Consider the following 11,686-nt stretch of genomic DNA (forward strand, 5'->3'; position numbering starts at 1 on the left):
TAGTTGTTCGTTATGAATTGTCAATCATCTTTCTTACAGTGTTCAGTGTTCAGTGTTCAGTGACCAGTGACCAGTAAGCAGTAATTGATTGGTGTTGGGTTTCGCGTGGAGACGTTCCATGGAACGTCTCTACCCAACCTACTTTTTTAGTTTTTTTTGACGATTAATTGTTATTTATTCTTTTGCTACATCATTCTTAACATTTAACGAATTTTCGCCATTTTAGGATGCTGCTCTTGCCAAATGACGTATCCCGTTATAAAATAATCGTACCATGATGGGAAGTAGTGCCAACCAGTGATCAGTGACCAGTGATCAGTGACCAGTGACCAGTGAACAAATAACGAATAACGAATAACGAATAACGGATAACGGTCTTCACCGACCAATGGACTTTTTCAGCAAACCCTACTTACTAATTGAGTCTGAGAACTACTGGTAACTGGTAACTGCTTAACTGGTAACTGATTGATGTTGGGTTGCGCTCGATCGAGTTTCCTGATAAAGTGTTTCTAAATAATGGGAATTGTTGCTAATTTTAGAAAACGTCCCTGAAAGCAAGTAAATTCGTTCTCCATATCCCCCCTCCCCGTATTGACAAGCCTCGATCGAGCATAAGGATTTAAGGAAATCCTGAAGACTTACCATAAGTGAAAACAGTGGGCAAAATCTAGAAAATATGGTATGCAAATGGATTCTCATGTTGAATAAAGCATCATTCCCATTCCACAATACCTTTTTCGCCAACACCAAATAACAAATAACAAATAACAAATAACAAATACCAAATAACAAATACCAAATAACAAATCAAGAGAAGCCAGAAAAGGCGAAATTTTTTTTTTCAGGGGTTGCGCTCGATCGAGTTTCCTGATAAAGTGTTCCTAGATAATGGGAAGTGTTGCCAATTTTAGAAAACGTCGCTAAAAGCAAGTAAATTCGTTCTCCATATCCCCCCTCCCCGTATTGACAAGCCTCGATCGAGCATAAGGATTTAAGGAAATCCTGAAGACTTACCATAAGTGAAAACAGTGGGCAAAATCTAGAAAATATGGTATGCAAATGGATTCTCATGTTGAATAAAGCATCATTCCCATTCCACAATACCTTTTTCGCCAACACCAAATAACAAATAACAAATACCAAATAACAAATACCAAATAACAAATCAAGAGAAGCCAGAAAAGGCGAAATTTTTTTTTTCAGGGGTTGCGCTCGATCGAGTTTCCTGATAAAGTCTTTCTAGATAATGGGAAGTGTTGCCAATTTTAGAAAACGTCCCTGAAAGCAAGTAAATTCGTTCTCCATATCCCCCCTCCCCGTATTGACAAGCCTCGATCGAGCATTAGATTTCCCAAAATAATTAAACAGCAGTCATAAGGAAAACCAGTGGGCAAAATTAGGAAAATATGGTAAGCGAACCGATTGGTGTTGGGTTTCGTTTCTCTCCACCCAACCTACTTTTAACTAGATAAAGTTCATCAAGTTCCCCCAATCTTGGGGGTTAGGGGGCTAATGTAGCCTTCTTTTTAGGTAGCAATAATTTGTAAAATTCGATCGAGGTCATTCCATTCCCCAACAATGCGTCGCATCGGTTCAGGATAAAGCCTCACTAAAGTGGGTGTCGCAGCAATCTGATTCGACTCCGCTTGTTCGGGATGTTTCATAATATCCACGACTTTTAAAGTATAAGAATTACTAAGTTTTTTTTCTAACAATTGATGTAACGTTGTCAGTGCTTCCGTTGTCGCTTGCGAATGACCTGAAACAAACAACCGTAAAATATAGTTGGTGGGAGTGGGAACAGAAGACTGTAAAGCGTCTAAATTGACCACTAAATTATGATCTTCCCAAAGTTGGGGAAATTGTTCGCGGTAGGTTTCAATGATTCTCGGATCACTATAACGTTCCTCCCAAGGTAACACCGTCCACGATCGGGCCTCAACCCCAAACACCGCACTGAGTAAGACTTGATGGCGTTTTACCAACGGATACATTTCGCTGATCACTTGTACTTGATCATTTTTGGGATCAACCCATTGATCCACCGTCGCGGTATAGGCTGGAATCAAAAAATGAGGAGATTGATCCAAGCCGAGTAACTCTTGTAACCCTTCACAGAGATCGAGATGCCAACGTCTCCCCTTGTCCACATCTCGACCATAAATTAAATCTCCTCCAGGGGTAAATAAAGCAATTCCCTTATAAACTTGATCTTGACTCATCACAGAGGAATTAAACTCGTCCTCGGAGCATTTGCGCCATTTCATTGGGAGACGGAGACCATTCCAAAGCGGTTTCTTCGCTGATGCGTCCCTCTTGATACAAATTATACAGAGACTTGTTCATTGTCATCATGCCATCAAACTCCCCGTCCAGCATTAACTCTGTAATTTCCTCATACTTGCCATCTCGGATGTACTCTCTCACGGTTTCTGTATTAATCATAATGTCATGGAACGCCGCTCGTTTCCCGTCGGTTGTCCGACATAACCCTTGAGAAATCACCGACACCAGCGACTCTGCTAAAGCTACTCGCATCGAGGGCTGTTCCTCTGGATTATACAAACTTAAAATCCGTTCAATGGTTTTCACCGCGCTATTCGTGTGCAATGTTCCCATTACCACGTGACCCGTTTGCGCCGCTTTCAGTGCTGTATTTACCGTTTCTCGATCGCGCATTTCCCCAATCAGAATGATATCAGGGTCTTCCCGTAAAGAGGCTTTCAGCGCCTTATCAAACTGTAAAGTGTGCATTCCCACTTCTCTTTGACGAATCAGGGATTTTTTACTTTGATGCACAAACTCGATCGGGTCTTCAATTGTGATCACGTGCTTTGGCATTTCCTGATTAATATAATCAACCATCGCCGCCATTGTCGTTGACTTCCCTGATCCAGTGGGACCCGTCACCAAAATCATCCCCTTGTGATAATGACAAATATCCTTAAACACCGAAGGTAACTTCAACTGTTCCATGGTCAGAATCTTCAAAGGAATCAGTCGTAAGACCATTCCAGGACCATTGAGGGTATCAAAAACATTAATCCTCACTCGCGCAAACTCATATTGCGTCGCCCCGTCAAACTCTAAATTACTTTGAAACTTCTCGATTTCTTCTTCCGTTAACACTTCATACAACCAACTCATAAACGTATTATGGTCAGTTTTGGGGTAATCAGAATAATCCATTTCCCCTCGATTACGAAAACGCGGAATTTCTCCCACTCCTAAGTGAATATCAGAGAAACCATCGTCATTTGCCTTTCTCACAATCTGATCCAGCGTTGGTTGTCCCTGAGAAGGGGAGGGTTTTCTAACTGCGGAAATTCCCCGTTTTGACGGCGGTGATGAACTAGCGGGTGGCGGAGGCGGCGGCATTCTGTTTTGGGCTGTACTGGGGGTTTGTTGTGTTACCTCACTCTTTTCCCCATATTGTTTAGTGGAAACATCTCCTTGGCGATTTTTCGGCATAGGAGGAGGGGGTGGTGGCATACTGGGACGAGTTTGGGATTGTTTAACCATAATTTAAGCAACGATCGTTCAAAACTTCTTGTCCTCTACTGTGGCTTAATTTTTTATTGATAATGGGTTTCGTTTCCTACATCCAACCTTTTACAGTGACGAGTGATCAGTGATCAGCTTGCCCTGAGCCTGTCGAGGGGTAAACAGTAAACAGTGAATAGTAAGCAATTAATTCTTAACAGATTGTTAGGTCTAAGTAACTGATTAGATCAAGCACAACTGGTCACTGGTCACTGGTCACTGGTCACTGATTGATGTTGGGTTTCGTTTCCTACACCCAACCTACGGGAACTTAACTAATTTCGCACTCAAGTCCCATAGTTTTTGAGCTTTTGCTTCATCTGTTGCTTCGGGAGACATTTCCTGAACAAAAGATTTACCGTCCTTTTTCTGACGGTTTCCCCAACTCCAATATGTTCCCGACTGTTTATATTCTGGGTCTTTTACTACTGCGGCGACACGCTTTCCCGCTTCCGCTTCTGAAATGTAACCGCCAGTGATTTTCTTTTGAAACCAAGGAAAGATTTTTTGGAATAGTGGGTAATGATTGCGGAATAAAGGACTTTCTGCGACACAACCAGGATAGAGAGAACTAAATGTAATTCCTGTGGCTTCGTGATAACGGCGGTGGAGTTCTTTCATCGTCAGCACATTACAGAGTTTACTGTCTTTATATGCTTTCCCTGGCTTGAATTTTTTGCCGTTAATCATTGCGATCGGTGCTTTGAATCCTTTTTCAAATCCTTCGAGATCACCTAAATCAGGTGGGGCTGGAATGGGGATTTTCCCGCCTAATTCTTTACGGTTTGCGGTCACTGTTCCTAAAATCACCAGTCGCGGGTCTGGAGACGAGGATTGTTTTAAGTCTTCTAACAGCAAGTTACACAGCAGAAAGTGACCTAAATGATTGGTCGCAACCGTTAACTCATAGCCATTGGGGTTGCGTTGGGGTTCTTTTTCGATGGGTAAATACACCGCCGCGTTACACACTAACGCATCAAGAGAGCGTCCCGTTGTTCGGAAGCTGTTGACAAATTCTCTTACACTATCAAAATTAGCGAGATCAATAGGGATGACTGTATATTGATCGTTGGGGATACCGACTTCTTGCGCTACTTTTTCGCTTTTTTCCACGTTGCGACAAGCCATGACAATATCCCATTGATTTGTATCAGCGAGCGCTTTGGCGGTGTATAATCCCACTCCTGATGAAGCTCCCGTAATGATTACCGTTGAACGTTGATGATCTGCCATGTTCTCCTAAACTTCCTTTTAGTCCGAGTTATTTAACAATTAACAAGGAATCGTTAACAATGCACAACTCTTTTAACGATTTGTTACCATGGTGATTAAAATTATGGATAGCCCGATCGCGCTTAAGGTTTTTTCATGGTATTTTTACCTAAATTTCGATCATTAATCACGACTCAGTGTCACTCGATCGATAATATCAATTTCTCCCTGGTTTTTCACTTGCCAAACATCATAACTGCCAACGGTATCCCCATATCGATCGAACTCAATGTCGCCACTGGCTCCTTGATAATTAATCTCTTCGTTATCGAAAAAGCCCTTGATATCAGCGTCTAGAACCCACTTATGTTTGCCATTTGCGCTTAGTCTTATGTAACCTTGTGCGATGGCATCTATTTTTGTCCTTTGTCTTTCGTCCTTCGTCCTTTGTTTTCCAATGACTAATGTACAGACGTGCCTGTTACTGAGCTTGTCGAAGTATGGCACGTCTCTACCTAATGACTGATTGGTGTTGGGTTTCGTCTTCTCCACCCAACCTACAGTCTTTGATTATTCAGCACCTGTATCGCTGTTATTGTTACCATTTTCGTCGTTATTGTTGTTATTATTTCCCCCAGAAAAACGACGACCCCTCTGGAAATTACCAGTGGGCTTTTTGCGGAACTGTCGCGCATAAGCCAAATTACGAGCAGCTTTTTCTTTCTTCTGATTGCGACGTTTAGCCATTTTCACCTCTCCTTAAATTCTTTAACTTAAAAAACGCTCCCAGAAAGCATCCTCACTAACTGATGTGCTTTCCAAAAGCGTTACGTTCTCAATTCAATACTTTAGAAGCGTCTGTTTCTGCGACCGCCACCAAATGAGCTTTTGTTTTCACGAGGACGAGCGGGGTTCACTTTTAGTTCACGCCCCATCCATTCTGCACCATCGAGTTCAGAAATCGCATTAGATTCTTCGGTTTCTGATGCCATTTCCACAAAACCAAATCCTCTCATCCGACCCGTTTCTCGGTCAGTAGGGAGATGGACACGCTTAACTGTACCATATTCAGCAAAGACTTCGCTTAGGTCGTCTTGAGTGACTGAATAGTCGAGATTGCCGACATAAATTGACATATGATGAAGATTCTCCTCAATCAGGAATAGTGTAGTGAGGCAAGATCTTGGAGAGAGTCTGTCAATACGAAGCTGGGAAAAACTATCAATACTGAAACCAAACGTAGTCACCGATCTTTGTTCTCAGGCTTCATTCTAGCAACACCTTGAGAAATCGGCAAGCTATTTGTTTAATTCTTCCCAGTTGTAATATTTATTCTCATTCCTTGCTCGATCGGGCTGTAATCGGCTATGATAAGAGGCTGTGTCAAAACCAAAATTACACCCACAGACAACAATGCCAAAGCTAAAAACCAACCGCGCAGCAGCGAAACGGTTTCGCGTCACAGGAAGCGGAAAAATCCGTCGTCGCAAAGCCTTTAAAAATCACCTGTTACAACACAAAAGCACCAAACGGAAACGGGACTTATCCAAGTTAACTTATGTTGATGAAAGAGACGAGGACAACGTCCGTCAAATGTTGCCTTACATGAAGTAAATTTGAAGTAGAGAAGGGAATTAATATTTAGTTATGTCACGAGTAAAAAAGGGGAATGTCTCCCAGAAACGACATAAGAAGGTTTTAAAATTAGCCAAAGGCTTTAGAGGCGCACACTCTAAACTCTTCCGTACCGCTAACCAGCAGGTAATGAAGGCGTTACGCCATTCTTACCGTGATCGTCGCCGTCGTAAACGTGATTTCCGTCGCCTTTGGATTTCCCGCATTAACGCGGGTGCGAGACAAAACGGAATCAGTTATTCTCAACTCACTGGTCAACTGAAAAAAGCTGATATTCAATTGAATCGGAAGATGTTAGCTAACTTAGCAATGCTTGATCCTGAAGCCTTTGCGAAAGTGGTAGAAACCGCTAAACAAGCCTAATTGTGGCAGGAGTAAAGACATGGTAAAAGTGAACTCGGTTTCTTGGGGAAGCCGAGTTTTGAGTTTAGGGTATGGGCTGCTTTTAGGAAGTATTTTCCCGTTACTTCCTACCCCGATTCAAGCCGCCGAATTAGCAGAAATTGAGACGCGAGGGCGATTAGTAGTCGCAGTAAAGGATAACTTACGCCCTCTGGGGTTTGCAGGTGAAAATGGTCGCTTACAGGGGTTTGAGATTGATCTGGCGCGACAACTGGCAAAACAGATTTTAGGCGACATTAACGCTGTTACCTTACAGCCTGTGAGTAATCGTCAACGGTTATCTGTGGTGATAGATGGTACAGTTGATCTGACGATCGCGCAGGTGAGTCAGACTGTCACTCGATCGCGCCTTGTGAGTTTTAGTCCTTATTATTACCTCGATCGCACAGCTTTCGTGAGTAAAGATCAGGAGTTAGTTTCTCTGGATGAAGTAGGTTCAAGGTCGATCGCCGTTCTTAATCAATCTAGCACAATTGCAGAAGTGCGGTATCATCTCCCCGAAGCGCAACTGGTAGGAGTCAACTCCTATCAAGAAGCCTTATCCCTGTTAGAAACGGGAAAAGTGGCGACATTTGCAGGAGACGAAACCGTTTTGACAGGATGGATACAAGAATATCCTCAATATCATCTTCTCTCGGAAAGAATCGGAGGGGAAGCCCTAGCGGTAGTGATGCCAAAAGGGTTACAATATGCCTCCCTTCGTCAAGCAGTAAATGAGGCGATTCGTGAGTTAAAAGCATCAGGATGGCTGCAACAAAAAGCCGAAGAATGGGGATTAAAAATTGACAATTAACAATAAAGAATGAACAATTATCTGTAGGTTGGGTGAAATGAAATGCAACCCAACACCGAGTCAAGTGTAGGTTGGGTGAAATGAAATGTAACCCAACACCGAGTGTTTTCTCACAGAAAACTCGATCGAGCAATAAATCACCAATAAAAAAATAGATAATATGAAAGATAATCTGATTCTTTTTTACCTATCCTTACTCGTCATCATTTTAGCAGTATCTGGATTCTTTTTGTTTCGTCAAATTCTGAAAACTCGCGGTAAAGACAAGCGCATTGCTACACTGCAAAAACAAGTTAAAGATCAATCCGCAACCGCCAAAGAATATTACGAATTAGCGAGTTTATATGTCGAGAAAAAATTATATGTGCAAGCAACAAAATTATTACAAAAAGCGGTTAAATTCAAAACCCTAGAAGAAGAAAACCGAGCCTTAATTTATAATGCCATGGGTTATGCTTATTTTGCTCAAGGACAATATGATTTAGCCATTCGTCAATATAAAGAAGCACTCAAATTTTATCCTGAATATGTCATCGCTTTAAATAACTTAGCCAATGCTTATCAACAAAAGAAACTAACAGCGCAAGCGATCGAAACTTACGAAGCTACCCTCAAGTATGATCCCGAAAATCAAATCGCAAACCGTCAATTAGAAAAACTGCGGAAACGATTTGTCAAACAGCCCAATCAGGAAGAAGAAACCTCGAAAAAATAAGCGATGGTGATTGGAAATAACTGGCTAGATACGATTAGAGAAGAACGAATTATTGCTGTAATTCGAGCCTTTCCCCAAGCATTAGGAAAGCAACTGGCGCAAGCAATACGGAAAGGAGGAATCAGGATCATTGAGATTACTTGGAACAGCGATCGAGCAGTGGATTTAATTCCCCAATTGCGATCGGAAATGCCCGATTGTATCATTGGTACAGGAACAATTTTAACCGTAGCAGAATTAAACAGCGCGATCGCATCGGGAGCGCAATTTGTATTTACTCCTCACGTCAATTTAGAACTAATCACCACCGCAACCGCTAATCAGATTCCAATCATTGCGGGGGCATTATCCCCAACTGAAATTATTACCGCCTGGCAAGCTAGCGCAACTGCTGTTAAAGTCTTTCCCGTGCAAGCAATGGGAGGGTTTAATTATATCAAAAGTTTGCAAGGTCCGTTAGGTGAAATTCCTTTAATTCCCACAGGGGGCGTTACCCTCGAAAATGCCAAAGCCTTTATCAACGCAGGTGCGATCGGGGTGGGATTATCCTCGCAATTATTTCCAAAACACTTAATCGAAACCGAAAACTGGGAAGCAATAACAAAACAGGCTTCTTGGTTGAAACAAACCCTATCATTCTGACTCAATTAATAACTGGTGTTGGGTTACGTTACCTCCACCCAACCTACAGAAACTGGTGTTGGGTTACGTTACCTCCACCCAACCTACAGAAACTGGTGTTGGGTTACGTTACCTCCACCCAACCTACAGAAACTGGTGTTGGGTTACGTTACCTCCACCCAACCTACAGAAACTGGTGTTGGGTTACGTTACCTCCACCCAACCTACAGAAAGTGAATTTAACTCAGAAAATGATTAGGATTCTATTATCAAAAACTCAGCCTCTACTTAGAAAAAAGATTGATGATAAGAATCAAGGGAAGGAAGATATACGTTAGATTCAGCTTTTGAGGGATTAAGTTTTCTCTGATCCCTCTCTCTTCTTCCCTCCCTAACTTAATCAATCATAAAAAGTAGGTTGGGTGAAGCGAAGTTCACTCAATCAATCATAAAAAGTAGGTTGGGTGAAGCGAAGCGAAACCCAACACAAATCATCAGCAATTAGCTGAACCTGATATAAGGGGGCAAACCGAATTTATATCATTTTCATAAACTGGCGCTACAAACCAGCCCATTGTTCCCCCCTTTCAAAGGGGGGCTAGGGGGGATTTACTGTAACTTGACTTCTCCAAAATGGTATTACAATTAAGACAAACGGTTTCCCCTTTCCACATCAAACCAATGTCTAGAATGAACAGGAAGGGCTAAATGCACTTGATCACTGTTCCAACTTTGATCTGCTGGAATTAAACTCCGTAGCTGTTTATCTGTTCCCCCTTCTACTTGAACCGTTAACAACTGTTCCTTACCTAAATCCTCCACTAAAATCACTTTTCCTGTTACCACTTCTTCATCCGTTTCTGTTGCTAAATGGACATCTTCAGGACGAATTCCTAATACAATCTGTGACGGAATTTCTGATAATTCTGGAAGGGTAATCCCGAAGTCTCCTAACATGGCTTTTTGTCCTTTACAATTCACAGTCATCAGATTCATTTGGGGACTACCCATAAAACCCGCCACAAAACTATTCGCGGGATAATTATAAATCTGATAAGGCGTGTCTAATTGTTGCAAAACCCCATCATAAAGTAAAGCAATGCGAGTGGAAAGCGTCATCGCTTCTGTTTGGTCGTGAGTCACATAAACAACAGGCTTATTTTGTGACTTAAAAATTTGTTTTAATTCGGCGCGAACTTGTTCTCTTAACAACGCATCTAAATTACTTAACGGTTCATCTAATAAAAACACTTCTGGTTCTCGAACTAGCGCCCTCGCCACTGCAACCCGTTGACGTTGACCTCCAGAAAGTTGTCTAGGTTTGCGATCGAGCAGTGATTTCTCTAAGTCTAATTTTTGTACAACCTCACTAATTCGTTGTTCAATTTCGCCCTCTGGAGTCTTCCGAATTTTTAATGGCGAGGCGATATTTTCTGCAACCCTCATGTGAGGATAAAGGGCATAACTTTGGAACACCATCGAGACATTTCTTTCCCCAGGGGGAACCGCATTCATCGTTTCTCCATTGATAATCACTTCTCCTTTGGTCGGTTCTTCCAACCCTGCGATGAGGCGTAAGGTTGTTGATTTTCCACAACCAGAGGGACCCACAAAGGTTAGGAACTCCCCATCATCCACATCAACAGATAAATCCTTGATGGGAACAGTTTTTGAGTTGTATTCTTTCCGAATGTTTTTTAATTGTAATTTTGCCATTTTTTCATTGATTATTAACTATCAGTTATTCCTTTCCCCCCCTTTCAAAGGGGGGTTAGGGGGGATAAACTCCTTTCAAAGGGGGGTTAGGGGGGATAAACTCTTTTTAAGGGGGGGTTAATTAATTTACAATTCTTATGGGATTGCTATAGTGTTAAAACTACCCTTTGACCGCACCTGCTGTTAATCCTTGAACGATGCGACGTTGGAAGAATAAAACCATCAAAATTAGAGGAATTGTTCCTGCTACCGTCGCCGCCGCGATCGGACCATAAGGAATTTCAAAAATAGATGATCCGCCAATTTGTGCTGTTGCTACTGGAATCGTTTTCATGCTTTCTTCAGTGACAAACGTTAAAGCAAAAATAAACTCATTCCAAGCAAAAATAAACGCAAGAATCCCTGTCGTGACTAAAGCGGGAATAGTCATCGGTAACACAATGCGAAGTAACATTTGCACTGTATTATAACCATCAATTTTAGCAGAGTCTTCTAAATCTTTCGGAAGCTGTTGGAAGAACGTTCTTAAGACCAAAATTGTTAACGGTAAGTTCTTTCCAGCATAAGGAATAATTAACGCCAAATAATTATTGCCTAAATCTAAAGCCTTGACCACTTCAAATAATCCTAAGAAGAGTAAAACATAAGGAAAAAGCGTAACAACTAAAACAATGGCAACTAAAAACTTTTCTCCAGGAATGCGTAATCTTGCTAACGCATAAGCCGCTGGCGCACCAGTTGCTAAAGCAATTAAAGTCGCCGTAGCTGCCACAAATAAACTGTTGAAAATATAGAGTAAAAACGGACGACGGCTAAACAGATTATTATAATGTTCCCAAGTCAATTGGTCTAAACTGGGAAGATAAACATTGGGAACAGTAGCAATAGCTTCATTAATTTTAAATGAGGTTAAAACCTGCCACATTGCTGGCGCAAGACAGAAAACAAGCACAAAAATAATGCCAAAAAACAAAGCAATTCTTTTCTTAGGAATTTTAGATTTAGAAGCGGTTGCAGTTGAAACTTTTTCTTGGGTAATTTCCATT

General features: G+C 41.7%; 17 protein-coding genes. 5 read left to right on the top strand and 12 right to left on the bottom strand.

The genetic code is table 11. The features are described 5' to 3' along the window. Positions 1 to 203 precede the first annotated feature (203 nt). The 10 genes from DACSA_RS20515 to DACSA_RS08550 form a co-directional block, all read right to left on the bottom strand. Complete coding sequence (locus DACSA_RS20515; RefSeq protein ID WP_156800729.1) at positions 204 to 389, bottom strand: hypothetical protein; 186 nt, start codon at positions 387 to 389, stop codon at positions 204 to 206. Between the two features lie 64 nt (positions 390 to 453). Beyond that, the gene (locus tag DACSA_RS20520; RefSeq protein WP_156800731.1) at positions 454 to 648 is read right to left on the bottom strand and encodes a hypothetical protein; all 195 of its coding nucleotides are present in this window, start codon (positions 646 to 648) and stop codon (positions 454 to 456) included. 162 nt (positions 649 to 810) lie between these two features. Further along, entirely contained in the window at positions 811 to 1,020 is a 210-nt protein-coding gene (locus DACSA_RS20525; protein WP_156800733.1) for a hypothetical protein, read from the bottom strand. 148 nt (positions 1,021 to 1,168) lie between these two features. After that, positions 1,169 to 1,291, bottom strand: a complete 123-nt coding sequence (locus DACSA_RS22510; protein ID WP_269544731.1) for a hypothetical protein — start codon at positions 1,289 to 1,291, stop codon at positions 1,169 to 1,171. A gap of 238 nt (positions 1,292 to 1,529) precedes the next feature. Beyond that, the gene (locus DACSA_RS08530; protein ID WP_015229366.1) at positions 1,530 to 2,225 is read right to left on the bottom strand and encodes a circadian clock KaiB family protein; all 696 of its coding nucleotides are present in this window, start codon (positions 2,223 to 2,225) and stop codon (positions 1,530 to 1,532) included. Positions 2,226 to 2,235: 10 nt separating this feature from the next. Then, positions 2,236 to 3,525 (bottom strand): type IV pilus twitching motility protein PilT, encoded by a 1,290-nt coding sequence (locus DACSA_RS08535; RefSeq protein ID WP_015229367.1) that lies wholly within the window; start codon positions 3,523 to 3,525, stop codon positions 2,236 to 2,238. A gap of 282 nt (positions 3,526 to 3,807) precedes the next feature. Then, positions 3,808 to 4,779: a protochlorophyllide reductase gene (locus DACSA_RS08540; protein ID WP_015229368.1), complete on the bottom strand. Its 972-nt coding sequence runs from the start codon at positions 4,777 to 4,779 to the stop codon at positions 3,808 to 3,810. Between the two features lie 162 nt (positions 4,780 to 4,941). Continuing rightward, positions 4,942 to 5,310, bottom strand: coding sequence for a hypothetical protein (locus DACSA_RS08545; protein ID WP_041235399.1), 369 nt, complete (start codon positions 5,308 to 5,310; stop codon positions 4,942 to 4,944). Positions 5,311 to 5,328: 18 nt separating this feature from the next. Beyond that, positions 5,329 to 5,505: a hypothetical protein gene (locus tag DACSA_RS21470; RefSeq protein WP_015229369.1), complete on the bottom strand. Its 177-nt coding sequence runs from the start codon at positions 5,503 to 5,505 to the stop codon at positions 5,329 to 5,331. A 101-nt stretch (positions 5,506 to 5,606) separates the two neighbouring features. Further along, the gene (locus DACSA_RS08550; RefSeq protein ID WP_015229370.1) at positions 5,607 to 5,894 is read right to left on the bottom strand and encodes an RNA recognition motif domain-containing protein; all 288 of its coding nucleotides are present in this window, start codon (positions 5,892 to 5,894) and stop codon (positions 5,607 to 5,609) included. Positions 5,895 to 6,171: 277 nt separating this feature from the next. On the opposite strand from DACSA_RS08550, the gene rpmI reads away from it, so the two are divergent. The 5 genes from rpmI (at position 6,172) to DACSA_RS08575 (ending at position 8,945) form a co-directional block, all read left to right on the top strand. Then, positions 6,172 to 6,372 carry a 50S ribosomal protein L35 gene (gene rpmI / locus DACSA_RS08555; RefSeq protein ID WP_015229371.1) on the top strand — a complete coding sequence of 67 codons (201 nt, stop codon included), beginning with the start codon at positions 6,172 to 6,174 and terminating at the stop codon, positions 6,370 to 6,372. A 33-nt stretch (positions 6,373 to 6,405) separates the two neighbouring features. Next, positions 6,406 to 6,756: a 50S ribosomal protein L20 gene (rplT, locus tag DACSA_RS08560; RefSeq protein ID WP_015229372.1), complete on the top strand. Its 351-nt coding sequence runs from the start codon at positions 6,406 to 6,408 to the stop codon at positions 6,754 to 6,756. Positions 6,757 to 6,775: 19 nt separating this feature from the next. Then, positions 6,776 to 7,588, top strand: coding sequence for a transporter substrate-binding domain-containing protein (locus tag DACSA_RS08565; protein ID WP_015229373.1), 813 nt, complete (start codon positions 6,776 to 6,778; stop codon positions 7,586 to 7,588). 160 nt (positions 7,589 to 7,748) lie between these two features. Beyond that, positions 7,749 to 8,303 (top strand): tetratricopeptide repeat protein, encoded by a 555-nt coding sequence (locus tag DACSA_RS08570; RefSeq protein WP_015229374.1) that lies wholly within the window; start codon positions 7,749 to 7,751, stop codon positions 8,301 to 8,303. Between the two features lie 3 nt (positions 8,304 to 8,306). Continuing rightward, a complete protein-coding gene (locus DACSA_RS08575) occupies positions 8,307 to 8,945 on the top strand; it encodes a bifunctional 4-hydroxy-2-oxoglutarate aldolase/2-dehydro-3-deoxy-phosphogluconate aldolase (RefSeq protein ID WP_015229375.1) in 639 nt (212 codons plus the stop codon). A 624-nt stretch (positions 8,946 to 9,569) separates the two neighbouring features. Here the strand turns inward: DACSA_RS08575 and DACSA_RS08580 are convergent. Both DACSA_RS08580 and DACSA_RS08585 read right to left on the bottom strand, forming a co-directional pair. Then, positions 9,570 to 10,640, bottom strand: coding sequence for an ABC transporter ATP-binding protein (locus DACSA_RS08580; protein WP_015229376.1), 1,071 nt, complete (start codon positions 10,638 to 10,640; stop codon positions 9,570 to 9,572). A 160-nt stretch (positions 10,641 to 10,800) separates the two neighbouring features. Continuing rightward, the gene (locus DACSA_RS08585) at positions 10,801 to 11,685 is read right to left on the bottom strand and encodes a carbohydrate ABC transporter permease (RefSeq protein WP_015229377.1); all 885 of its coding nucleotides are present in this window, start codon (positions 11,683 to 11,685) and stop codon (positions 10,801 to 10,803) included. Between the last annotated feature and the right edge of the window lies 1 nt (position 11,686).

Source organism: Dactylococcopsis salina PCC 8305, from assembly GCF_000317615.1.
Taxonomy (GTDB): domain Bacteria; phylum Cyanobacteriota; class Cyanobacteriia; order Cyanobacteriales; family Rubidibacteraceae; genus Halothece; species Halothece salina.